The sequence below is a fragment of the Nocardiopsis sp. NPDC006938 genome (assembly GCF_042869555.1).
Taxonomy (GTDB): domain Bacteria; phylum Actinomycetota; class Actinomycetes; order Streptosporangiales; family Streptosporangiaceae; genus Nocardiopsis.
On the sequence record NZ_JBIAGA010000003.1, the window covers coordinates 380,898 to 403,675 of the forward strand.

At 71.5% G+C, this 22,778-nt stretch carries 20 protein-coding genes; 13 read left to right on the forward strand and 7 right to left on the reverse strand.

The window, feature by feature from the left end; translation table 11 throughout:
• Nucleotides 1–9: 9 nt before the first annotated feature.
• From ACFYL4_RS07185 to ACFYL4_RS07200, 4 genes are all read left to right on the forward strand, one after another.
• Nucleotides 10–2,034, forward strand: coding sequence for an MDR family MFS transporter (locus ACFYL4_RS07185; RefSeq protein ID WP_357768481.1), 2,025 nt, complete (start codon nt 10–12; stop codon nt 2,032–2,034).
• 117 nt (nt 2,035–2,151) lie between these two features.
• Nucleotides 2,152–3,294, forward strand: a complete 1,143-nt coding sequence (locus tag ACFYL4_RS07190; RefSeq protein ID WP_357768483.1) for an acetyl-CoA C-acetyltransferase — start codon at nt 2,152–2,154, stop codon at nt 3,292–3,294.
• A 103-nt stretch (nt 3,295–3,397) separates the two neighbouring features.
• The gene (locus tag ACFYL4_RS07195; RefSeq protein ID WP_357768485.1) at nt 3,398–3,694 is read left to right on the forward strand and encodes a toxin-antitoxin system HicB family antitoxin; all 297 of its coding nucleotides are present in this window, start codon (nt 3,398–3,400) and stop codon (nt 3,692–3,694) included.
• Complete coding sequence (locus ACFYL4_RS07200; RefSeq protein ID WP_387517111.1) at nt 3,691–4,134, forward strand: type II toxin-antitoxin system VapC family toxin; 444 nt, start codon at nt 3,691–3,693, stop codon at nt 4,132–4,134. Before ACFYL4_RS07195 ends, ACFYL4_RS07200 begins: the two co-directional genes overlap by 4 nt.
• Nucleotides 4,135–4,198: 64 nt before the next feature.
• Here ACFYL4_RS07200 and ACFYL4_RS07205 read toward each other — a convergent pair whose 3' ends face one another.
• The gene (locus tag ACFYL4_RS07205) at nt 4,199–5,431 is read right to left on the reverse strand and encodes a winged helix-turn-helix domain-containing protein (RefSeq protein ID WP_387517113.1); all 1,233 of its coding nucleotides are present in this window, start codon (nt 5,429–5,431) and stop codon (nt 4,199–4,201) included.
• 275 nt (nt 5,432–5,706) lie between these two features.
• Between ACFYL4_RS07205 and ACFYL4_RS07210 the strand changes: the two genes are divergently transcribed.
• Nucleotides 5,707–6,531: an exodeoxyribonuclease III gene (locus ACFYL4_RS07210; RefSeq protein WP_357768490.1), complete on the forward strand. Its 825-nt coding sequence runs from the start codon at nt 5,707–5,709 to the stop codon at nt 6,529–6,531.
• A 19-nt stretch (nt 6,532–6,550) separates the two neighbouring features.
• Entirely contained in the window at nt 6,551–7,462 is a 912-nt protein-coding gene (locus ACFYL4_RS07215) for a ribokinase (protein WP_387517115.1), read from the forward strand.
• Between the two features lie 34 nt (nt 7,463–7,496).
• Here the strand turns inward: ACFYL4_RS07215 and ACFYL4_RS07220 are convergent, their stop codons facing one another.
• Both ACFYL4_RS07220 and argS read right to left on the reverse strand, forming a co-directional pair.
• Complete coding sequence (locus tag ACFYL4_RS07220) at nt 7,497–8,102, reverse strand: YceI family protein (RefSeq protein ID WP_387517117.1); 606 nt, start codon at nt 8,100–8,102, stop codon at nt 7,497–7,499.
• 188 nt (nt 8,103–8,290) lie between these two features.
• On the reverse strand, nt 8,291–10,036 hold the full coding sequence (gene argS, locus ACFYL4_RS07225; RefSeq protein WP_387517119.1) for an arginine--tRNA ligase: 1,746 nt from the start codon (nt 10,034–10,036) through the stop codon (nt 8,291–8,293).
• Between the two features lie 99 nt (nt 10,037–10,135).
• Here argS and ACFYL4_RS07230 point away from each other — a divergent pair, with 99 nt between their 5' ends.
• A complete protein-coding gene (locus ACFYL4_RS07230; RefSeq protein WP_387517121.1) occupies nt 10,136–10,576 on the forward strand; it encodes a protein-tyrosine phosphatase family protein in 441 nt (146 codons plus the stop codon).
• A gap of 154 nt (nt 10,577–10,730) precedes the next feature.
• Here the strand turns inward: ACFYL4_RS07230 and plsX are convergent, their stop codons facing one another.
• Complete coding sequence (gene plsX / locus ACFYL4_RS07235) at nt 10,731–11,813, reverse strand: phosphate acyltransferase PlsX (RefSeq protein ID WP_387517123.1); 1,083 nt, start codon at nt 11,811–11,813, stop codon at nt 10,731–10,733.
• Between the two features lie 427 nt (nt 11,814–12,240).
• Here plsX and ACFYL4_RS07240 point away from each other — a divergent pair, with 427 nt between their 5' ends.
• Nucleotides 12,241–13,584, forward strand: coding sequence for a lysine 2,3-aminomutase (locus ACFYL4_RS07240; protein ID WP_357768523.1), 1,344 nt, complete (start codon nt 12,241–12,243; stop codon nt 13,582–13,584).
• 226 nt (nt 13,585–13,810) lie between these two features.
• Here the strand turns inward: ACFYL4_RS07240 and ACFYL4_RS07245 are convergent, their stop codons facing one another.
• Nucleotides 13,811–14,044, reverse strand: a complete 234-nt coding sequence (locus ACFYL4_RS07245; RefSeq protein WP_357768502.1) for a DUF397 domain-containing protein — start codon at nt 14,042–14,044, stop codon at nt 13,811–13,813.
• A 466-nt stretch (nt 14,045–14,510) separates the two neighbouring features.
• Nucleotides 14,511–15,428, reverse strand: a complete 918-nt coding sequence (locus tag ACFYL4_RS07250) for a helix-turn-helix domain-containing protein (protein WP_387517126.1) — start codon at nt 15,426–15,428, stop codon at nt 14,511–14,513.
• Between the two features lie 304 nt (nt 15,429–15,732).
• On the opposite strand from ACFYL4_RS07250, the gene ACFYL4_RS07255 reads away from it, so the two are divergent.
• Both ACFYL4_RS07255 and ACFYL4_RS07260 read left to right on the forward strand, forming a co-directional pair.
• A complete protein-coding gene (locus tag ACFYL4_RS07255; protein ID WP_357768506.1) occupies nt 15,733–16,284 on the forward strand; it encodes an ATP-binding protein in 552 nt (183 codons plus the stop codon).
• A 146-nt stretch (nt 16,285–16,430) separates the two neighbouring features.
• Complete coding sequence (locus tag ACFYL4_RS07260; protein WP_357768508.1) at nt 16,431–16,790, forward strand: STAS domain-containing protein; 360 nt, start codon at nt 16,431–16,433, stop codon at nt 16,788–16,790.
• Between the two features lie 81 nt (nt 16,791–16,871).
• Here ACFYL4_RS07260 and glmS read toward each other — a convergent pair whose 3' ends face one another.
• Nucleotides 16,872–18,725, reverse strand: coding sequence for a glutamine--fructose-6-phosphate transaminase (isomerizing) (gene glmS / locus ACFYL4_RS07265; RefSeq protein WP_387517128.1), 1,854 nt, complete (start codon nt 18,723–18,725; stop codon nt 16,872–16,874).
• 334 nt (nt 18,726–19,059) lie between these two features.
• Here glmS and coaA point away from each other — a divergent pair, with 334 nt between their 5' ends.
• The 3 genes from coaA (at nt 19,060) to ACFYL4_RS07280 (ending at nt 22,716) form a co-directional block, all read left to right on the forward strand.
• Nucleotides 19,060–19,965, forward strand: a complete 906-nt coding sequence (gene coaA, locus ACFYL4_RS07270) for a type I pantothenate kinase (RefSeq protein ID WP_357768525.1) — start codon at nt 19,060–19,062, stop codon at nt 19,963–19,965.
• 89 nt (nt 19,966–20,054) lie between these two features.
• Nucleotides 20,055–20,360, forward strand: coding sequence for a hypothetical protein (locus ACFYL4_RS07275; RefSeq protein WP_357768512.1), 306 nt, complete (start codon nt 20,055–20,057; stop codon nt 20,358–20,360).
• 202 nt (nt 20,361–20,562) lie between these two features.
• Nucleotides 20,563–22,716: a HelD family protein gene (locus ACFYL4_RS07280; protein ID WP_387517130.1), complete on the forward strand. Its 2,154-nt coding sequence runs from the start codon at nt 20,563–20,565 to the stop codon at nt 22,714–22,716.
• Nucleotides 22,717–22,778 lie beyond the last annotated feature (62 nt).

Genomic DNA, 22,778 nt, shown 5'->3' on the forward strand with positions numbered 1-22,778 from the left:
GGCGATCCGATGACCCACAGCCCCGCCGACCAGAGCGCGTCACCCGGGGGGCGGATCGCGCTGATCATGACCGCCCTCATGCTGGCCGTCCTGCTCTCGGCGCTGGACCAGACCATCGTGTCCACGGCGCTGCCCACGATCGTCTCCGACCTGGGCGGCCTCAACCACCTGTCATGGGTGATCACCGCCTACCTCCTCGCCGTCACCGCCAGCACCCCCCTCTGGGGCAAGCTCGGCGACCAGTTCGGGCGCAAGCACCTCTTCCTCCTGTGCATCGCGATCTTCCTGGTGGGCTCCGCGCTGTGCGGGCTGGCCCAGGACATGCTCCAGCTGGTGCTGGCACGCGGGCTCCAGGGCGTGGGCGGTGGCGGGCTCATGGTGCTGGCCTCCGCGATCATCGGCGACGTCGTCTCACCCCGGGAACGCGGCAAGTACCAGGGCCTGTTCGGGGCGGTCTTCGGGGTCTCCAGCGTGGCCGGGCCCCTGCTGGGCGGGGTGTTCGTGGACCACCTCTCCTGGCGGTGGGTGTTCTACGTGAACCTTCCGCTGGGGCTGGTCGCCTTCCTGACGGTGCTGGCCGTGCTGCCGAGACAGAGCCCGGTCGGCCGCCGCGACATCGACTACGCGGGCATCGTGCTGCTGGCCGCCACGGCCGTCTGCCTCACGCTGGTGGCCTCCTGGGGCGGTGGCGTCTACGGCTGGACGTCCTGGCAGATCCTGTCCCTGTCAGCCGCCTCCGTGGTCCTCGGCGTGGGCTGGTGGTCCACCGCCCGCAGGGCCCAGGACCCGGTGATGCCGCTCAGCCTGTTCCGCAACCCGACCATCGTGGTCGCCATGGCGATCGGCTTCTGCGTGGGCTTCGCGATGATGGGCTCGATGGCGTTCCTCCCGCTCTTCCTCCAGGTCGTGCACGGACTCTCGCCCACCGCGTCGGGACTGCACCTGCTTCCGATGGTCACCGGGATGCTCATCACGTCGATCTCCAGCGGCCGTCTGGTCACCCGGACCGGCCGCTACAAGGTCTTCCCCATCGCGGGGATGGCGCTGACCGCGCTCGGGCTGTACCTGATGTCCGGTATGGGACCGCACAGCTCGCTGTGGGAGATGGGCGTCTACTTCTTCGTCCTCGGCTCGGGGCTGGGCCTGGTGATGCAGGTGGTCGTGCTGGTGGTGCAGAACGCCTCCTCCTACGACGACCTGGGCGTCTCGACCTCCTCGGCGACCTTCTTCCGGTCCGTGGGAGGCTCCTTCGGCACGGCGGTGTTCGGGGCGGTCTTCGCCGGGCAGCTCGCCTCGGACCTGGCCGCGCGGGCGGGCGGTCTCGACCTCCCGCCGGGCGTGGACGCGGCCTCGTTGGAGAGCGACCCCGGGGCCATCGACCGCCTGCCGCCCCAGGCGCAGGCGGGCTTCCTGGAGGTCTACGCCGACGCCATCGACACCGTGTTCCTGTGCGCGGTGCCGGTGGCCCTGGTCGGCCTCGTGCTCGCCCTCTTCCTGCGGCAGGACGTGCTGCGGACGACCATCAGGACCCCGGACCTCGACGAGACCGTGGCCCCGGTGGCCGCCCCCGGCCGCAGCGCGATGGACCAGGTGGAGCGGGAGATCTACGCGGCCTGCGGGGCCGAGGGCACGGAGACCATGTACGCACGGCTCCGCGAAGCGGCCGGTCTGGAGGTCTCGACCGAGGCCTGCTGGGCGCTGAGCCACATCGGGGTGCGGGGCGCCCTCACCGTGGACGAGCTGGTCCGGATGTCGGGGCTGGACGCCTCCCGGTGGGCCGACACCCACCGGGAACTGCTGGAGGCGGGCTACCTCGCCGACGACACCGAGCCGTGGGAACTCAACTGGCGCGGCGAGGACGCCGTGCGGCACCTGTACGAGGCGCAGCGGACGGCGCTGCGGTCGCTGCTCTCCGACTTCGGCCCGGACGAGCACCCGGACGTGTTCGACGTCCTGGAGCGGGTCACCGGGACCACGCTCGGGGACCAGGGAGGCGCGGGGCGCGGGGGCGGTCGCGAGCACGGTACGGACTGACCGGCCGCGATCCGGGCGGGCGCGGCGCAAGGCGGGGCCGGGGGGTTGCCAGGAGGCCATAACCGAATACAGTTCGGTTCTATAGGACGTCACATCCCACGCCCCTTGGAGGACCCAGTGGCTGAGGCCTACATCGTCGGTGCGGTGCGCACCCCCGTCGGCACGAAGAAGGGTGCCCTGGCCGCCGTGCACCCGGCGGACCTGGGCGCGCACGTCCTCAAGGAGCTCGTCGAGCGCACCGGGGTCGACCCCGCCGCGGTCGAGGACGTGATCATGGGCGTGGTCAGCCAGGCGGGCCCCCAGGCCCTGGACCTGGCCCGCACCGCGTGGCTGTCGGCCGGGCTGCCCGAGTCGGTCCCCGCCGTCACCATCGACCGCCAGTGCGGTTCCTCGCAGCAGTCCCTCCACTTCGCCGCCCAGGGCGTCATGTCCGGCACCCAGGACCTCGTCGTGGCGGCGGGCGTGGAGAACATGGGCATGGTCCCCATGGGAGCCAACGTCCAGTTCGCCCTCGACAACGACCTTCCGCTCTACGGGCAGGGCTGGATCGAGCGGTACGGGTTCCAGGAGATCTCCCAGTTCCGCGGCGCCCAGCTGATGTGCGAGAAGTGGGGCTACAAGCGCGAGCAGCTTGAGGAGTTCGCGCTGGAGAGCCACCGCCGGGCCGCCGCCGCGCAGGAGGCCGGGTACTTCGACGCGCAGATCGCCCCCCTGGCCGGGGTGGCCAGGGACGAGGGCGTGCGCCCGGACACCACCCTGGAGAAGATGGCCGGGCTCAAGCCGCTGCGTGAGGGCTGGGAGCTCACCGCCGCGATCGCCAGCCAGATCTCCGTGGGCGCGGGCGCACTGCTCATCGCCTCCGAGCGCGCCGTGGAGCGCCACGGGCTCACCCCGCTCGCCCGCGTGGTGCAGCTGTCGCTGGTCGGCGACGACCCGGTCTACATGCTCACCGCGCCGATTCCGGCGACCCGGATCGCCCTGGAGAAGGCCGGGCTGGGCATCGACGACATCGACGTCACGGAGATCAACGAGGCGTTCGCCCCGGTGCCGATGTCGTGGATCGAGGAGCTGGGCGCGGACCCGGCGAAGGTCAACCCCAACGGTGGCGCCATCGCCCTGGGCCACCCGCTGGGCGCCACCGGAGCGATCCTGATGACCAAGCTGGTCAACGAGCTGCACCGCACGGGCGGCCGCTACGGCCTCCAGACCATGTGTGAAGGCGGCGGCCAGGCCAACGTCACCATCGTCGAACGGGTCTGAGTCCGGGAGCTTCCGCACGGGCCGCGCGTTCACGAGGAGCGCGCGGCCCGTCGTCATCCTCGCCGACCTTGGATGCAGGCATGCATGCATCTATGATGGCGTCATGAGTCAGATGACGTGGAGAGCCGATGAAGAGCTGATGCGCAGAGTCAAGTGCTCCGCTGAGCGGCGAGGTGTCAGCCTGAACGAGTACGTCACCCGCGTGATGCGCGCGGTCACCGATCCGGATCTGGAGAGTGACGAGGCCAAGGCGGTGCGGGCCAAGCTCGCGCAGGCTGGATTCCTGGACGTGTCCGGGGCGCCGCGCACCCGGCCCAGCCGTGCCGCGGTCGAGAGGGCCCGCCGCGCGGCCGGCGGGGGGACCCCGTTGGAGGACTTCGTGGAAGAAGGACGTGAGTGAGCGTCTTCGCCGACACGTCCGCCGTGGTCAAGCTCTACGCGGACGAGCACGGAAGCGACGAGATCCGCGCCATCGAGGCACCTCTGGTGGTGTCCCAGCTGACCAGAGTCGAGGTTCCGGCGGCGCTGTGGCGCAAGCATCGCGTGGGAGAGCTGGGAGCCGAGGACACCCGGATTCTGGTGGCGGAGTTCGAAGCCGACTACTTCGGGGCCCCGGGGGAGGAGCGGCGTTTCGCGGCGGTCAGGGTCACCGCCGAGATCCTGGAGGAGGCGGTCCGGCTAACAGCCGTACACGGGCTCAGGGCCTATGACGCGATGCAGCTCGCGACCGCCAAGGCGGTCCGGTCGGCCGACCCGGGATGCACGTCGTGTGCGGTGTTCGACAAGGGCCTGCGCGCGGCCGCCGCGATGGAGGGGTTCTCGCCGCTGCCCGAAAGCTGACGCGTCCTCGTCGCGTGTCGCTTCCGCACGGGCCGCGCGTTCACGAGGAGCGCGCGGCCCGTCGTCAGCGGACGGGGTGGGTCAGGCCCTCGCCGCCGACGCCGTTCTCCAGCCCGAGCCAGGCGGCCATCTCCTCCAACTGCTCGACCAGCTCGGGCATGGTGTCGGCCGGAGCGTCCGCCTCCAGGGTGACCCGCCGGGCCAGCAGGGTGCCCGAGGCGCGGTCCGCCTTGAGGTCCACGCGGGCCACCAGGTCGTCGCCGAGCAGGAACGGCAGCACGTAGTAGCCGTGCACCCGCTTGGCGGCGGGCACGTAGATCTCCAGGCGGTAGCGGAAGCCGAACAGCTCCTCGGCGCGGTCGCGGGTCCACACCAGGGAGTCGAAGGGGCTGAGCAGCGCGCGGGCGTCCACCCGCCGGGGCACCCGCGCGTCACGGTGCAGGTAGGCCGGGCGGTCCCAGCCGCGCACGCTCACCGGCACCAGCTCGCCCGCGTCCACGAGGTCGGCGACGGCCGCCCGCGACCCGGCCGCCTTGAGCCGGAAGTAGTCGCGCAGGTCGGGCTCGGTGGCGATCCCGTGCGCCCGGGCGGCGATGGAGACCAGCGCGCGGTGCGCCTCGTCCGGGGTGGGGTGCGGGAGCGCGTACACCTGGGCGGGGAGCACGCGTTCGGGCAGGTCGTAGCGGCGCTCGAACTGGGAGTTGCGACCGTTGGAGGTGAGGTCGCCGATCCAGAACAGGTACTCCAGGCACTTCTTGACCTCGGACCAGTTCCACCCCCAGTGGTCCTTGGCGCGGGGGGCGTCGTGGGCCAGGGCCGCCTCGACCTCGCGGGCGGTGGCCGGACCGATCCGCGCGACCTCCTCGCGCACGGCCCTCAGCAGTTCGGGCCGTTCGTCGCGGACGCCGTTCATCCACCCCACGTTCGCCTGGGCGCGGTTGTGCTCCATCCGGTACCGCATGAGGCGGTGGGTGGAGGGCGGTACCAGGCTGGCCTCGTGCGCCCAGCACTCGACCAGCCGGGCCGGGCTGTCGCCCACGCTCGTGGTGGTGGCGCGGTCCAGGAGCTCGGGCGGGTAGGCGCCGAGCCGCGCGAACACCGGCAGGTACTGGCTGCGGGCGAGCACGTTCACGCTGTCGATCTGGAGCAGGCCCACGCGGCGGACCACGCGCGCCAGGTGGGCGAGCGTGGGGGCGGAACCCGGTCGGGGATCGTGGAAGCCCTGGGCGGCCAGGGCGATCCGACGGGCCTGGGGCAGGGAGATCTCGGCGTCGCGGCGAGGGTGGGGCATGGCCATCCGATCACCGTATCCGTCGCCGGTGACAGTCCCGGAGCGCGCCGAGTGGACGGAGCCCCCGCTCCATCACAAAAACCTCGCGCACAATGCGAACCGTTCGGGGGGTCGGGCCGTCCAACGAAGCGCGACGGAAACCAACCGAGCCTGTGCCGGTAGTCGCCGAACCCCGGTGCGGAGGACGGCCGCACCGGGGTTCATCATGTCGGTACCCCGCCAGACGCACGTGTCCGGCCAGGTCGGAGCGGGCCGTCGGCGCGATCCTCTAGCCTTTGGCTGTGCGTATCGCGACATGGAATGTGAACAGTGCCCGCGCCAGGGCCGAACGGATCGGCGACTGGCTGGACCGGAGCGACGTCGACGTCCTCGCCATCCAGGAGACCAAGGCCCGCGACGACCAGTTCCCCGCGTCGGTCCTCACCGACCGCGGGTACGAGGTGGCCCACCACGGGCTCTCCCAGTGGAACGGGGTCGCGATCGCCTCGCGCGTGGGCCTGGCCGACGTCCAGGTGGGCTTCCCCGGCCAGCCCGGATACGGGGACCCGGAGGAGCCCGAGGCCCGCGCCATCGGCGCCACCTGCGGCGGCGTCCAGGTGTGGAGCCTGTACGTGCCCAACGGTCGCGAGATCGACCACCCCCACTACGCGTACAAGCTGCGCTGGCTGGAGGCGCTGCGCCGGGCGGGCGCCGCGCGTCTGGCCGAGGACCCCGAAGCGCAGATCGCCTACGTCGGCGACTTCAACATCGCCCCGCAGGACGACGACGTGTGGGACATGGCCGCCTTCGAGGGCCTCACCCACGTCACCGAGCCCGAGCGCTCGGCCTTCACCGGTCTGGTCGACGCCGGGTTCGCCGAGGTCGTGCGCGGGTACACGCCCGGCCCCGGTGTCTACACCTACTGGGACTACAAGGGTTTGGCCTTCCCCAAGCGCCGGGGCATGCGGATCGACTTCGTGCTGGCCTCGCCCGCCCTCAGGGCGCGGGTGACCGGGGCGAGCATCGACCGCGAGGAGCGCAAGGGCAAGGGCGCCTCGGACCACGCGCCCGTCATCGTCGCCCTCGACGGCGCGGACAGCCAGCCGGTGGACCGGCCCAAGAAGTGAACGGACAACCGACAGTGAAGTGGGTAGCGAAGTGAGCGCCGTGCCGCGCGTGGCCGTCCTCGGCAGCGTCAACATGGACCTGGTGGCCTACGTGGACACCGTGCCCAACGGCGGCGAGACCGTCACCGGCACGGACTTCCGTCAGGTGCCCGGGGGCAAGGGCGCCAACCAGGCGGTCGCCGCCGCGAGGGCCGGGGCGGAGGTGGCCTTTCTCGGGGCGGTCGGGGACGACTCCTTCGGGGAGGAGCTGCGCGCCAACCTGGTGGCGGCCGGGATCGACGTGTCCGGTCTGCGCACGGTGCCGGGGGTGTCCGGGGTGGCGCACATCGTCGTGGACGGTCGGGGCGGCAACCGGATCGTCGTCGTGCCGGGCGCCAACGCCGAAGCCGGAGCGGTGGAGGGGGACCGTGAACGGGTGGCCGGTGCCGCGGCCCTGCTGCTCCAGCTGGAACTGCCCATGGAGGCGGTGGAGGCCGGTGCCCGGCTCGGCCGGAGCGTGGGGGTGCCGGTCTACCTGACCCCCGCGCCCGCGCGGGAGCTCCCGGACGGGCTCCTGGCCGACGTCGACGTGCTCGTGCCCAACCAGCACGAGGCCGCCGCCATCACTGGGCACACCGAACCGCGCGCCGCGCTGGCGGCGCTGCTGGAGAGGGTGCCCGAGGTGCTGCTGACGCTGGGCGAGGGCGGCTCGCTGTACGGTCGCCGGGGCGCGGAGCCGGTGCACGTTCCGGCGCGGCGGGTGGAGGCCGTCGACACCACGGCGGCCGGTGACACGTTCTGCGGCTCGTTCGCGGTGGCCAGGGCCGAGGGCCGGTCACCGCGTGAGGCGATGGAGTTCGCCGCTGCCGCCGCCGCGATCTCCGTGGGACGGCACGGAGCCAGCTCGTCGATGGCCTCGCGGGTCGAGGTCGAGGCCCTGCTCGGGGGCTGACCGCCCGGATCGGGCACGCTCCCCGGCCCGTGGGTCAGGGGGTGTGCCCGATCTGCTTGAGGAACGGCGCCGGGTCCTGGTTCTGGAGGCGGACCTCCAGCACGATGTCCACGGTGTCGCCCACGAGGCGGCCTCCCCAGGGGGTGGCTCCGCCGTCGCCGACGCCGAAGTCGGACAGGCTGATCTGGGTCGTGGCGGAGAAGAAGTGTCCGTAGGTGTCGTCGGGGGAGGCGTAGTCGGGGGCCTCGCCCACCCACTCGGCGTTGAGGGCGACGGGCAGCGCGGTGCCGTGGATCTCCAGGTCGCCGTGGAGGCGGAAGGTGTTCTGCTTCCGCCCGGGTTCCAGGCCGGTGGAGGTGAACCGGATACGCGGGTGTCGTTCGACGTCCAGGAAGTCGGCGGAGCGCAGGTGGGCGTCGCGGGCGTTGACGCCGGTGTTGACGCTGTCCGAGTCGATGACGACCTCCACCGAGGACCGCGCGGGGTCGTCCGCCACGTTGATCCGCCCGTCGGCGCTGCCGAAGGTGCCCTGGACCCGGCCGAAGCGCAGGTAGTGGGCGACGAAGATCAGGCTGGAGTGCAGCGGGTCGAGGTGCCAGGTACCGGGGCCCGGACCGAACTCGACAGGGGTGGATGTCATGGGCGTTATCTCCCTTTGTGTCCGGTATAAGTCATTGGTCCGTTTACTGTAGGTCCGACGCTCGACCAGAACCCTTTGTTCCCGCCTGACCTGCGGAGAGACTTTCGACTCGCCCGCCCCGGGACCCGCGCACACAAGGGAGGGCCGGGGCCCACGGCCCCGACCCTCCCGGCGAAGACGCGCTCGCGCTACATGTACTCGGGCGACTCCACGCCGAGCAGTTCCAGACCCTGGACCAGCACCCGCAGCGCCACCGAGACCAGCGCCAGCCGCGACTCGCGCTCGGCGTCGGTCGGGGCCGTCAGCACCGGGCAGTGCTCGTAGAAGGCCGTGAGCGACTGCGCCAGCTCGAACAGGTACGTGGACAGGCGGTGCGGCTGGAGGTGCTCGCCGACCTGCTCCACCACCGCGCCGAAGCCCAGCAGTTTGAGCGCGAGGTCGCGCTCGGCGCCCTCGGAGACCGTGATCGTGCCGTCGACCGCCCGGGGGTCCACCCCGCCCTTGCGGAAGATGGAGCGGATACGGGCCTGCGCGTACTGGAGGTACGGGCCGGTGTTGCCGGTCAGCGCCAGCATGCGGTCGAAGTCGAACACGTACTCGGTGTCGTGCGAGACCGACAGGTCCGCGTACTTCACCGCGCCGATGCCGACCTTGCGGGCGATCTCCGCCTGGCTCTCGGGGTCCAGGTCGGGGCGGTTCTGCGCGACCACGGCCGCGGCGCGCTCCACCGCCTCGTCCAGGAGCTGCACGAGCCGCACCGGGGCGCCGCTGCGGGTCCGCAGGATCTTGCCGTCCGGGCCCAGCACGTTGCCGATCTGTACGTGCGTGGTCTCCACGCTCTCCGGCAGCCAGCCCGCCTCGCGCGCGGTGGCCCACACCATCTTGAAGTGCATGGCCTGCGGGGCGCCCACCACGTACAGGATGCGGTCGGCCTTGAGGTCGTCGACCCGGTACCGGACGGTCGCCAGGTCCGTGGTGGCGTAGCCGTAGCCGCCGTCGCTCTTGCGCACGATCAGCGGGACCGGCTTGTCCTCGCGGCCGGTGAAGCCGTCGAGGAACACGCACAGGGCGCCGTCGCTGACCTCCGCGATGCCCTTGGCCTCCAGCTCGTCGCACACGTCGGCGAGCATGGCGTTGTAGCTGCTCTCACCGGCGAGGTGCTCGTCGGTGAGGGTGACGCCCAGCTTGGCGTAGACCTTGTTGAAGTAGACCCGGGACAGGCCCACCAGCTCGCGCCACAGGCGCAGCGTCTCCTCGTCGCCGCTCTGGAGGGCGACCACCCGGCGGCGGGCGCGGGCGGCGAAGTCGTCCGGCCCCTCGCCCGAGGCGTCGAACTTGTTCCGCGCGGCCTGGTAGAAGGCGTTGGGGTCCGTGGTGAGGAGCCCGGCCTCGTCGGAGTCCTCCCCCGCCTCCAACAGGTGCTCGATGAGCATGCCGAAGGGCGTGCCCCAGTCACCGATGTGGTTCTGCCGGATGACGTGGTGGCCCAGGAACTCCAGGGTGCGGGCGAGGGAGTCGCCGACCACCGTCGTGCGCAGGTGCCCCACGTGCATCTCCTTCGCCACGTTGGGCGCGGAGTAGTCGATGGGGATGTTCAGGCGCTCCTGGACGGGGACGCCCACGCGCGGGTCGTCGAGGAGCTGGCGCGTCTGGTCGGCGATCCAGTCCTCTCGGAGCGTGAGGTTGATGAAGCCCGGCCCGCTGACCTCGACGTCTCTGCAGACGTCGGCGACGTCCAGGTGCTCCATGATCGCCGCGGAGACCTCGCGGGGCTTGCGGCCCAGGCGCTTGGCGAGCGCGAGTGCGGCGTTCGCCTGGTAGTCAGCGAACTGGGACGGGCGGATGACGGGGTCGGTGTCGGCGAACTCGGGGCCGAAGGCGGCGCCGAGAGCGGACTGGACCCGTCGCGAGAGTACTTCCTGCGGGTCGGCCATACCCCTAAGACTACCGACCGCCTATCCCCCTCCCGCCAGGTTTCAAACGGTCCTTCCGGCGGGGGACGGAGGGTGGGCCCGGCCGGTAGCCTCGCCCGCATGAGCGAGCTGTGGAATCCCGGAGACCCCGGTGTGCTGAGGCTGCCGTCCGGACGTCTGGTGCGGGGCCGCGGCGTGGGCCACCCGATGCCGGAGGGGCCGCTGCCCGGTTTCGGGTTGTACGTCCTGGACCGGGAGCCCTCGGACATCGCGTGGCCCCGGCGGTGGGTCCGCTGGCCCGACTTCGGGCTGCCCGGGGACGACGCGGACGCCCTGGCCGGGTTCCGGGAGGCCCTGGAGCGCGCGGACCGGGAGCGGGTGGAGGTGGCGTGTCTGGGCGGTCGCGGCCGGACGGGGACGGCGCTGTCCTGTATGGCGGTGCTGGACGGTGTGCCCGCGTCGGGGGCGGTGGCCTACGTGCGGGCGCACTACTCGCCGCACGCGGTGGAGACCCCGGAGCAGGAGGCCTACGTGCGGGCCTTCGGCCCGGACCCGGTCTGAGCCCGGGCGAGCCTGCCCGACCCGGGGGCGCCCGGGCGGCCCGGGTTCGGACCTCCGAGCGGCGGGCTCACGGGCTCCGAGCCGCCGACGCCAGGGGCGTCCGGACCACCGGACGGTCGCCCCGGAGACACCGGTGGCGGAGGAGGCCCGGCGCTCAGCGCTCCTCGGCGCGCCGGTGCAGCCAGTGCGGCGAGCGGTGGGGCACCCGGCGGCGGATCTGGTCTCCTATCCGGCCACCCGCCAGATCGTGGGCGAGCCGGCAGGCGTGCGCGATCCCCTCGGGGCCGCTGTCCCCGTGCGCCACGACGACCGTGCCGTTGAGACCGAGCAGGGCGGCACCGCCGTAGGTCTCGCTGTCGAAGCGCTCACGGAGCCTGCGCAGGGCGCCGCGTTGGAGCACGGCCCCGGCCCTGGCCATCGTGGACGACGTGAGCGCCTCCTTGAGCGCGTTCATCGTGAAGGCGGCGGTGCCCTCGATGGTCTTGAGGGCCACGTTCCCGCTGTGTCCGTCGGTGACCACCACGTCCACCTTTCCGAGGAGGAGGTCGTGGCCCTCGACGTTGCCGCGGAAGTCCAGGGTCTGCGACCCCTCGGCGGCGGTGGCGAGCAGCTCGCTGGCCCGGCGGATCAGCTTGTTGCCCTTGCCCGGCTCGGAGCCGATGGTCAGGACGCCCACGCGGGGCCGTTCCACTCCGAACGCGGTCTGCGCGTAGGCGCACCCCAGGTGCGCGAACTGCACCAGCATCTCGGGTTTGGCGTCCGCGTTGGCACCGGCGTCCAGCATGATCGTCGGCACCGGGCCGGTCGGCAGCGTCACCGCGAGGGCCGGGCGGAGCACGCCCGGCTGGGTGCGCAGCCGCACCGTGGACGTGGCCACGATGCCGCCGGTCGACCCCGCCGAGACCAGGGCGTCCGCGTCGCCCCGGCGGATGAGCCGACAGGCCACCGCCGCGCTGGAGCGGGGCCTGCGCCAGCTGGCCAGGGCCCCCTCGTGCATGGCGATGTTGTCCTCGGCGTGCACCACCGGGATGTCGCGCAGGGCGCCCTCCTCGGCGAGCTGGGCGGCGATCTCGGTCCGGCGGCCCACGAGCAGGACCCGCAGTCCCAGTTCGCGGACGGCCATGACGGCGCCGCGCACGACCTCCCTGGGGGCGTTGTCGCCGCCCATGGCGTCCACCGCGATGATCGGCGGTGACGTACGCGGTGCCGGTGCCTCCGCGTCGGATGTCCCAGTCACAGCTTCCTCACACGGTCGGTTGGTGCCGGGGCGCGGGACGGCCCGCCGTTCGCCCGGTTCGGCGCGGGCGCACGGCAGGGTCGGGGGAGCCCTCACGGGGCGGCACTGGGTGGTGTGGTGACACGCTATCGGGTCGGTCCCGCACTGCCTGCGGACGGCGGGTTCGTGTACTCATGCGAGGATACTTCCTGTATGTCCAGGTCAGGGCTGGACATGACGCGGAGTGGGTACAAATCCCCTAGACGGGGTATATCCGCTCGCTGGCTGGGTCGCAGACAACACTCTGGTCACAGCCGATAACTGGTTTTTCATCCCCAGGTGGTCGCCCGGTACCCGTAAGCCGGAGCCACCGTTCAGGGCTGCCCTCCTTCCGGGGAGGGCCCCTGTCCAACAGCAGGAGAGGAGAGGCGTGAGCGTAACGCCAGACGTGGCACAGTCCCCGTCCGCTGGACGTCGGTTTCGTGCCTACACGACGAAACATCTTGACGAGCTCACGGCGCGAGCCGGTCTCGCGGCTGACGAGCAGCTCGCGGTCAAGGCGGTCGCCAACGTGCTGCCGTTCCGAGTCAACAGCTACGTCGTCGACGAGCTGATCGACTGGGACGCCGCTCCCGACGATCCGATCTACCGCCTGGTCTTCCCGCAGGCCGACATGCTTCCCGCGGACGACGTCTCCAGGATCGCCGACCTCATCAGCTCCGGGGCCGGTCGCAAGGAGCTCAACGAGGCCGCCAACCGGGTCCGCGCCAAGCTGAACCCGCACCCGGCGGGCCAGATGGACCTCAACGTGCCCACCACGGGCAACGAGGAGCCCATCCCGGGCATCCAGCACAAGTACCGGGAGACGGTCCTCTTCTTCCCGAAGCAGGGCCAGACCTGTCACGCGTACTGCACCTACTGCTTCCGCTGGGCGCAGTTCGTCGGGGACGCCGACCTCAAGTTCGCGTCGGGCGAGATCGACCAGATGGTCGAGTACGTGCGCTCGCACCCCGAGGTGACCAGCGTGCTGTTCACCGGCGGCGACCCGATGATCATGGGCGAGGGGGTCATCTCCCGCTACATCGAGCCGCTGCTGGAGATCGAGCACCTGGAGGCCATCCGCATCGGGACGAAGGCGCTGGCCTACTGGCCGCAGCGCTTCACCACCGACCCGGACGCGGACGACACGCTCCGCCTGTTCGAGAAGGTCGTGGCCTCGGGCAAGAACCTCGCGTTCATGGCCCACTTCTCGCACCCGAACGAGATGAAGCCCGAGCTCGTGCAGGAGGCCGTGCGCCGCATCCGCGCGACCGGGGCGGTCATCCGTACCCAGGCGCCGCTGATCCGCACGATCAACGACGACGCGGCCACGTGGGAGGACATGTGGCGGACGCACCTGCGCCACGGCATGGTGCCCTACTACATGTTCGTCGAGCGCGACACCGGCCCGCAGGACTACTTCGCGGTGCCGCTGGCCGAGGCCCACGACATCTTCAGGGACGCCTACCAGAAGGTCTCGGGCCTGGCCCGGACCGTGCGGGGCCCCTCGATGTCGGCCACCCCGGGCAAGGTCTGTGTGGACGGCGTGACGGAGATCTTGGGAGAGAAGGTCTTCGTCCTGCACTTCATCCAGGCCCGTGACCCGGAGCTGGTCGGCAAGCCGTTCTTCGCCAAGTACGACGAGAAGGCGGCCTGGCTGTTCGACCTCAAGCCCGCGCTCGGCGCCACCCACTTCCCGTGGGAGTCGGCTCCGGTCGGCGCCAACGGTCTGGTCGACCCCACCCGTCTGTGACGGTGGTCCCGCCCGTCTCCGAGAGGGCGGGGAACAGCGGAGCCCGGCACCCTGGTGGGTGCCGGGCTCCGTCCGTGTCCGCGTCGTGGACGGTAACAGGCCGCCGTGGGACGGGGGTCGACCACGGGGCCGACGGCGCGGACACGGGTCCCGGAATGGTCTGTCCGCGGAGGAGTGGGTCCGGGGTCGGTGGTGCGGGACGCGCGGCGGCCGGGCGCCGCGCGGTTCAGTCGAGGAGGGCGTCGAAGTCGCCGGTCTTGGCGCCCCGGACGAAGGCCCGGATCTCGGCGGGCGTGTAGACGAGCGCCGGGCCGCGCGGGTCGCGGGAGTTACGGACGGCGATGTCGCCGTCGGGCAGGGTCGCGACCTCCACGCAGTTGCCGTCCGGGTTGCTCCAGCTGCTCTTGGTCCATGCGACCTCCAACCGGTCCGCGGGGACACCGTTGTAGATCGGTTGCATCCTCATCCTCCTGGAAGTTCGGGGATTGGCGGGGTGTCCGCGAACGGCTCCGGAACGCCGTCCACGCCGGACCCGCCCACGCGGCTCCCATCCGTCTTGTCCAGGGACAGACGGTTTGTTGGCGGGTGATCCCTTTGTCCCCTTGTGAGGCCACAGCGTAGTGCATGCACGTGCATCAGTGATTGCATCGGTAATCAACCCCCCGGTGGCGCGCGGTGGGCACGCCGATGGAACCGCATGTCAGACCTAACGCTCCGGAGCCGCCGATGGTTCGGTGTTCCGGGATTGTTTCCCAGTCGTGGCCGAAGGCGGACACGCCCGCGACCCCGTGCGTACGCAGGGCGTTCACGGGGTCGCGGGCGGTGGGGGTCCGGACGGCGGTACCGGGGTGCGCGCGGGAGGCGGGTCACGCAGCGTCAGGCACCGGACGAAGCGCCTCGGGTGGCTGCCGGGCGGGTGGCCGGTATCAGCCCCCGTAGCGCTTGAGGAAGTCCTGGAGGATCTCCGGGGTCTGGCCCGGGAGGGGAGCCTGGGTGGCCAGGTGGTCCATGGTCTGGGCGTAGCGGCTGGTGTCGTCGAACTTGTCGAAGTACAGGGCGCTGCTCAACTGCTCCAGGTAGACCACGTCGGGCAGCTGGGGCGTGGGGAACCGCAGGATGCTGAACGGGCCGCCGGCCGCCGGGTGGCCGCCCATGGCGAACGTCGCGATCTGGATGGTGATGTTGGGCCGGCTGGCCATCTCCAGCAGGTGCTCGACCTGCTCGCGCATGACCTCGGGTCCACCGAAGGGTCGGTGCAGGACCGCCTCGTCGATGACCGCCCACAGGCGCGGCGGATCACCCTCACCGGAGGTGAAGCGCCGTTGCCGGTGCATGCGCATGTTCACGCGACTGGTCACGTCCTCCTCGGAGGTGGCCGTGCGGGAGAGCTGGATGACCGAGCGGGCGTACCCCTCCGTCTGGAGCAGGCCGGGCACGAACTGGACCTCGAAGGTGCGGATGACCGACGCGGCCTCCTCCAGGCCGACGTAGACGCCGAACCACTGCGGCAGCACGTCGCCGTACTTGTGCCACCAGCCCTGCGCGTTGGCGCTGGAGATCATCCCGACGAGCGCCTCGCGCTGCTCGGGCTCCTTCACTCCGTAGAGTTTCAGCAGGTCGTCGACGTCCCGGTGTTTGAAACTGACCTGACCGAGCTCCATTCGGCTGATCTTGGCGTGCGACGCCCGGATGGCGTATCCGGCGTCCTCCCGGGAAATTCCCTTCTCCTGGCGCAGGCGCCGCAGCTGGGTGCCGAGCAGAATGCGCAGCACCGTGGGGCCGCCACTGGAATTGGCCAGGAAATCCTGTGTGACCTGGTGGTTCGGTGTTGGGTCTGCTACCACTTCGCCTCCCTATGGAGTGGTATTGGCGGGAGCGACCGCTCAGTATACCGACGACGTTCTTCCGGAACAGGGGGGATCGTGTGCCGTTTCGGGCCCCAGTGAAGGGTACCGGCGAGAATCCCGGAAGGGTCGCGGACGAATTCTTCGCGAACGGGTCTACCGAAAGGGTCAAGTGTTCCTATAGTCTTGCCGGGCGATGAGCTGCACGTGCATCCGTGGTTTGCGTCTGTAAGGAACTCGCACGCCGGGGCAGAGTGTGGCACAGGCCCGAACGCGCGACCCGACATCACCCGTGAGGACCGTGATGAACACAGAGCTGGTGCCCTCGGAACCGCTCTCCCGGATACCCCGGAGCCGCCCCTCCCGGACACGCCCGCCCGAGGCGGCGCGGCCCGGATGGTGGGACCCCTCGCTCGGCGGGCTCGGTATCGGGGAGAGCAGATGCGTCCCCGGTGGTGCGGCCGCCGCCTACGGAGCGGTGCCCGAGTCGGTCCGCTCCGCGCGCGAGTTCGGGGCCGCGAACCTGACCACCTGGGGTGTTCCCTGGCTCTCCGAGGACGTCCGGCTCATCATCTCCGAGCTGGTCGGCAACGCCTGTAGGCACGCTGTGGCCGGCGGTCGCCCCGAGCGCACGCGGGTCACGCTCCAACTGCGGCCGCTGCCCTGGGAGAACGCGGTGGTGTGCATGGTGGCCGACCCCAGCCCGCACGGTCCGGTCAACTCCGAGGCCCACCACTTCGCCGAGTCGGGGCGCGGCCTGGGCCTGGTCGCGGCCTTCAGCCGCGAATGGGGATGGAGCCCCCTCGACGACCACGGCAAGGTCGTGTGGGCGATCTGCGGTTCCGATCCGTTCTGAGCCCGCGCGATGACCGCGTCGAACGGACGGCGCCCTCGCCCGGCACGACTCCGGGAGCGGGCGCGCCAAGTAGGCTGTCAGTGCATGTCGGTATTTGTCCGGCAGCCCCAGGCAGACCCCACCGACCCCGAACACGGGAGTAAGGCGTGGCCGTTACCGACCCGGACCAGGAGCGCTTCCGCTGCGACGGCGTGGTCGTCGTCCACCTGAAGGGCGAGATCGACATCGCCACGGCCGAGGGCGTGTTCGCCCGGTTGGCCTCCTCGGTGGTCGAGCACTGCACGGTCGTCGATCTGTCCGGGGTGGGGTTCATCGACGCCTCCGGAGTGAACGCGCTGGTCGGCGCCGTACGGGTCGCCTCCGGCGCCCAGCGCCACCTGCTGGTGGCGAGCCCGCCACGGCAGCTGAGGCGCATCCTGGACGTCCTGGACCTGTACGGCACCCTGCCCACCCACGCCAACGCGGAGCTGGCCCTGGCCAGCCACGAGGCGCACGCCCTGCGCTGACCGCCCGGGCCCGTACGCGAACGGGGCGCGCCGCCGGGGGTTGCCCGTGCGACGCGCCCCCGAACCCGGAGACGTCCCGGCCTACTCCACGGTCACGCTCTTGGCGAGGTTGCGGGGCTGGTCCACGTCATTGCCCTTGGCCAGGGCGAGCTCGCACGCGAACACCTGCATCGGGATCGTCGAGACGATCGGCTGGAGCAGGGTCGGCACCGCCGGGATCTCGATGAGCACGTCCGAGTACGGACGCACCGACTCGTCGCCCTCCTCGGCGATCACGATGGTGCGGGCGCCGCGGGCGCGCACCTCCTGGATGTTCGAGACGATCTTGTCGTGCAGCACGCTGCGCCCCTTGGGCGAGGGCACCACGACGACCACGGGCAGGTCGTCCTCGATCAGCGCGATCGGGCCGTGCTTGAGCTCACCGGCGGCGAACGCCTCGGCGTGCATGTACGCCAGCTCCTTGAGCTTGAGCGCGCCCTCCATCGCCACCGGGAAGCCCACGTGGCGGCCGAGGAACAGCACGGTGTCGGCGTCGGCCAGCGAACGGGCCAGCTCGCGGACGGGCTCCACCGTCTCCAGGACCCGTTCGATCTGCTCCGGCATGGTGGCCAGCTGCGCGATCACGGCGTTGATCTCGTCGCCGAACTTCATCCCGCGCACCTGGGCCAGGTAGAGCCCGACCAGGTAGCAGGCGGCCAGCTGGGTGAGGAACGTCTTGGTGGCGGCCACCCCGACCTCCGGCCCGGCGTGCGTGTACAGCACGCCGTCGGACTCGCGCGGGATCGTGGAGCCGTTGACGTTGCAGATCGCCAGCACACGGGCGCGCTGCTCGCGGGCGTAGCGGACCGCCATCAGGGTGTCCATGCTCTCGCCGGACTGCGAGATGGCGATGACCAGGGTCTGCTGGTCCAGGATCGGGTCGCGGTAGCGGAACTCGCTCGCGACCTCCACCTCGCAGGGGACCCGGCACCAGTGCTCGATCGCGTACTTGGCGATCAGGCCCGCGTGGTACGACGTGCCGCACGCGATGATGACGATCTTCTCGACCGACCGCAGCTCGGCGGGGGTCAGCCGCATCTCGTCCAGGGTGAGCTGTCCGTCGACGGAGACCCGGCCCAGGAGGGTGTCGGCGACCGCCTTGGGCTGCTCGACGATCTCCTTGAGCATGAAGTAGTCGAAGCCGTCCTTCTCGGCGGCCGACGCGTCCCAGTCCACGTGGTACTCGCGCACGTCCACCGGGTTGCCGTCGTAGTCGGTGACGACCACGGAGTCGGCGCGCAGCTCCACGACCTGGTCCTGACCGAGCTCGACCGCCTCACGCGTGTGGGCGATGAACGCCGCCACGTCGCTGGCGAGGAAGTTCTCCCCCTCGCCCCGGCCGACGACCAGCGGCGAGTTGCGGCGGGCCGCGACGACCAGGCCCGGGTCGTCGGTGGAGACGGCCACCAGGGTGAAGGCGCCCTCCAGGCGCCGGCACACGGAGCGCATGGCCCCGGCCAGGTCGCCGTCGCCGCGCCGCTCCAGCTCCTTGCTGAGCAGGTGGGAGGAGACCTCGGTGTCGGTCTCGGACAGGAACTTGCAGCCCTGCTCCTCCAGCTCCACGCGGAGCGCGGCGAAGTTCTCGATGATGCCGTTGTGGACGACCGCCACCCTTTGGCCGTTGTCGACGTGGGGGTGGGCGTTCACGTCGTTGGGCGCGCCGTGCGTGGCCCAACGGGTGTGACCGATCCCGGCGCCGTCGCCGGAGACCGGGTGGTCCTCCAGGGCCTGGCGCAGGTTGGCGAGTTTGCCCGCCCGTTTCTCGGAGCGCAGGGCCCCCTCGCCCAGCACAGCGACACCCGCGGAGTCATATCCGCGGTACTCCAACCTCGCGAGGCCGTCCACGACGACCTCTAGCGCCGGTTGCGGCCCGACGTAGCCAACGATTCCGCACATGGCCGCCAGCGTAGGCCAAAAGATGTCCGGAATCGACCAACCAGTGGTTCATACCACTGATTGTTTTCCCAGGTGGCGGTATAGACCATTTGGTGTATGCGGGGTATACCACGCAGGTGGGAGGGTGGGGGAGAGCGTCGAGTGGGGTCGGGACGGACCGCCGCGAACCCGTGCGAAAAACCTTGCGTGTCGTCCGCGTGAACGTGTGGTGTCGGGCACCCGCGCCCTCCGCCACCGGACAATCGGGGGACCGGCTGCCCGGAGTGGGGGAGCGCCTCGTCTAAGGTGGTCAACCGTGTCTCACGCGACGAAGAACGGCATCTCCTCGCCGTACGTGGAACTGGACCGCGCGGCCTGGGCCGCCCTCCGGGCCTCCACACCCCTGTCCCTGACCGAGGCCGACCTCAGCGACCTACGGGGTACCAACGACCCCACCTCCCTCGACGAGGTCCGCGACATCTACCTGCCCCTGTCGCGGCTGCTGAACCTCTACGTGGGCGCCACCCAGCAGCGGCACGCGGCGGTGCGCGCCTTCCTCGGGGAGTCCGACCGGCCGTCGCCGTTCATCATCGGCGTGGCGGGCAGCGTCGCCGTGGGCAAGTCCACCACCGCCCGCCTGCTGCGCTCCCTGCTCGCCCAGTGGCCCAACCACCCGGACGTCGAGCTCGTCAGTACGGACAACTTCCTCCACCCGAACGCGGTCCTCCAGTCGCGCGGGCTCATGCGCCGCAAGGGATTTCCGGAGAGCTACGACCGGCGCGCCCTGGTGCGGTTCGTGTCGGAGATGAAGGCCGGCGCGGACCGCCTCGACATCCCCGTCTACTCCCATCTGCACTACGACGTCGTGCCCGGTGAGCGGCAGACCGTGCACCGCCCCGACATCCTCATCGTCGAGGGCATCAACGTGCTCCAGCCCGCGACCGCCGGACGCCTGGCCGTCGCCGACTTCTTCGACTACTCCATCTACGTGGACGCCAAGGTGGAGAGCGTCCGCAGCTGGTACCTGGACCGGTTCCGGGAGCTGCGACGCACCGCCTTCTCCGACCCGCGCTCCTACTTCCACCACATGGCCACGACCATCGACGAGAACGAGGCGATGGGGTTCGCGGCCAACACGTGGCAGACCATCAACGAGGTCAACCTCGTGGAGAACATCCGCCCCACGCGCGGCCGGGCCACCCTCGTCCTGTTCAAGGGCGACGACCACCGGGTCAGCCGGGTGCGGCTGCGCAAGACCTGACCCGGCACCCCCGCCCCGTCGGCCGGGGCGGGGGCCCGACAATCCGGTGAACGGCCCCGTGCTCCCCGCCTCATGGTTACCGTGACCCTATGGCCACTCCTAACGAGTACGTCCCCACCCCCACCGAGGTCGTCGCGTCATGGATTCCGCATGACGCCCGATGGGACAAGCAGGCCCGCGCCGCCGCCCGCAGGGGCGTCTCCGACCTGCGCCAGTACGTCGTCGGGCTGGTCTCCGACTACCGGGACGGCGGCGTCGAACTCACCGACGAGTACGACCGCCGCACCATCGACGCCGTCGTCGAGGACGTCGAGACCGGCGGGGGACTGGGCCGGGTCCGCTGGGACTCGGTCCGGGAGGCGATGCTCGTGCCGGACCGCGCCGACGTCTGGTAGCCGTGAGCCCGGTTCCCCCGGGCCGGGGAACCGGGCCCCCGGAGTGCTCTCCTCGGGTAGGCTCACGGGTTCGGCATCACCGCCCCGTCCGGGCGTGGTGCGCGCTCATGGATCGGAACGAACCGGGCCCTCGCGGCGACCGGGGCGGGACCGCGCGCACGCGTGAGGCCGCGTCCCGTCCCACCGAACCACGAGGTCCGCCATGACCATCATCGATTCCTCAGCCGTACCCGCGGACCCGGAGATCGCCGCCGAGAGGCGCGCGCTCGCCGACGCCCGCACCGCACTGCGCCGCATGCGCGAGACGGTCGACACCACCGAGCTCCTCTTCGGCGACGCCGCCAAGGACAAGGTCACCGACGCCGCCCTGCGCCGCGGCCGCGAACGGCGGCTGGCCGCGCTGGCCGACATCCCCGGTGCCCCGCTGTACTTCGGGCGCATGGACTTCGAGCCCGGAACGGTCTTCCTCGACGACGTCCCCGACGACCGGTCCCCGCACGGCCCCGCCGACGAACCCGACCGCATCCACATCGGCCGCCGCCATGTGCACGACGGCCACGGCCGCCCCGTCGTCCTCGACTGGCGGGCCCCGATCAGCGTCGCCTACTACCAGGCCTCCCCCGCCGATCGCATGGCCGTGCGGGTCCGCCGCCGCTACGGGTTCGGCACCGTCGTCGGCGAGGACGGCGAGCCGGAGTCGGTCCTCACCGCCTTCGAGGACGAGGACCTCATGGCCGGGGCCCGGGCCCCCGAGGCCTCTTCGGGCAGCCAGCTCCTCGACTCCGAGATCGAGCGCCCGCGCACCGGCCCCATGCGGGACATCGTCGCCACGATCCAGCCCGAACAGGACGTGCTGGTCCGCGCTCCCCTGGAGACCACCCTGTGCGTGCAGGGCGCGCCCGGCACCGGCAAGACCGCCGTGGGCCTGCACCGCATCGCCTTCCTGCTGTACAGCGAGCGCGAACGCCTCTCCCGCTACGGTGTGGCGATCGTCGGCCCCAACCGGTCGTTCCTCTCCTACATCCAGGACGTGCTCCCCGCGCTCGGAGAGGTGGACGTGCACCAGACCACCGTCAACGAGCTCCTCACCCGGGACCTGCCGGAGCGGTCGCGTCCCGCCCAGGGGTGGGTGCGCCGTACGGAGACCCCCGAGGCGGCCCGCACCAAGGGATCGGCCGTCATGGCCGAGGTGCTCCGCCGTGACCTGTGGTGGCACCTGCGCACCCCGCAGGAGGCCGTGGTGGTGCGCCAGGGCGCACGCCGCTATCGGCTCTATCCGGAGGACCTGCGCCCCCTCCTCGACGAGCTGTCCGAGCGCGGTGTGGCCTACGGCTCGGGGCGCGAGCTGCTGTCCCACCGCATGGCGCACGCCGTCCTGAGCCTCATGGAGGCCGAGGGGCAGGTCTGTGACGACCGCACCCACACGCGGGTGCGCCGCGACCCGGCGGTGCGGGCGGCCGTCACGGCCCTGTGGCCCAAGGCGGACCCGCTCCGGCTGGTCCTGGGCCTGCTCACCGACCCCGAACGCCTGGCCCGCGCCGCCGACGGCCTGCTCAGCCCCGAGGAACAGCGGACCCTGCTGCTGCCCGGGAACCCGCGCGGCCCCAAGTCGGCGCGGTGGTCCGAAGAGGACCTGGCCCTGGTGGACGAGGCGGCGGCGCTGATCGAACGGGTCCCGGGGCTGGGCCACGTGGTCGTGGACGAGGCCCAGGACCTGAGCCCCATGCAGTGCCGTGCGATCGGCCGCCGCGCCGGTTCCGGTTCGCTCACCGTGCTGGGCGACGTGGCCCAGGGCACCAGCCCCTCGGCGGCCCGGAGCTGGAGCACGCTGTTGGAACACCTGGGAAAGCCCACCGGCCACCTGCACGCCCTGAACCGGGGCTACCGGGTTCCGGCGCAGATCATCGACTTCGCCGCACGCCTCCTGCCGTCCATCGCCCCCGGTCTGGGGGCTCCGGTGGCGGTGCGGCGTTCGCCGGGCGCCCTCCGGCTGCTCCCGGCCGAGGGGGACGTCGTCGCGGGTGTCGCCGAGGCCTGCCGGGACGCGCTCACGGGAGAGGGCTCGGTGGGGCTGATCGCCGCCGACCACCAGCTGACCGGACTGCGCGAGGCCCTGGAAGCGGCGGGGGTGGACGCCCCGCTCCTGGGAGAGGCCGGCATGGACGGTGCCCGGCTGGTGGCGGTCCCCGCCAGCCTGGCCAAGGGACTGGAGTTCGACGCGGTGGTGGTCGCCGAGCCCGCCGCGATCGCGGAGGCCGAGGAGCGCGGCGTGAACCGGCTGTACGTGGTCCTCACCCGCGCGGTGAGCTCCTTGTACGTCGTGCACGCCCGCCCCCTGCCCGACGCGCTCGGCTGACCCGTCCCGCCGTCCCGCCCCGGGACGGGCGGAACGCGAAGACGGGTGCAACCCCGCGCCCG

Bases quoted from the DNA above. Each gene is read 5' to 3' on its own strand.
- ACFYL4_RS07185 (WP_357768481.1), top strand. From the start codon at position 10: ATGACCCACAGCCCCGCCGACCAGAGCGCGTCACCCGGGGGGCGGATC.
- ACFYL4_RS07195 (WP_357768485.1), top strand. From the start codon at position 3,398: ATGAGTCAGATGACGTGGAGAGCCGATGAAGAGCTGATGCGCAGAGTC.
- ACFYL4_RS07205 (WP_387517113.1), bottom strand. From the start codon at position 5,431: ATGGCCATGCCCCACCCTCGCCGCGACGCCGAGATCTCCCTGCCCCAG.
- ACFYL4_RS07220 (WP_387517117.1), bottom strand. From the start codon at position 8,102: ATGACATCCACCCCTGTCGAGTTCGGTCCGGGCCCCGGTACCTGGCAC.
- argS (WP_387517119.1), bottom strand. From the start codon at position 10,036: ATGGCCGACCCGCAGGAAGTACTCTCGCGACGGGTCCAGTCCGCTCTC.
- ACFYL4_RS07230 (WP_387517121.1), top strand. From the start codon at position 10,136: ATGAGCGAGCTGTGGAATCCCGGAGACCCCGGTGTGCTGAGGCTGCCG.
- ACFYL4_RS07245 (WP_357768502.1), bottom strand. From the start codon at position 14,044: ATGCAACCGATCTACAACGGTGTCCCCGCGGACCGGTTGGAGGTCGCA.
- ACFYL4_RS07255 (WP_357768506.1), top strand. From the start codon at position 15,733: ATGAACACAGAGCTGGTGCCCTCGGAACCGCTCTCCCGGATACCCCGG.
- glmS (WP_387517128.1), bottom strand. From the start codon at position 18,725: ATGTGCGGAATCGTTGGCTACGTCGGGCCGCAACCGGCGCTAGAGGTC.
- ACFYL4_RS07275 (WP_357768512.1), top strand. From the start codon at position 20,055: ATGGCCACTCCTAACGAGTACGTCCCCACCCCCACCGAGGTCGTCGCG.
- ACFYL4_RS07280 (WP_387517130.1), top strand. From the start codon at position 20,563: ATGACCATCATCGATTCCTCAGCCGTACCCGCGGACCCGGAGATCGCC.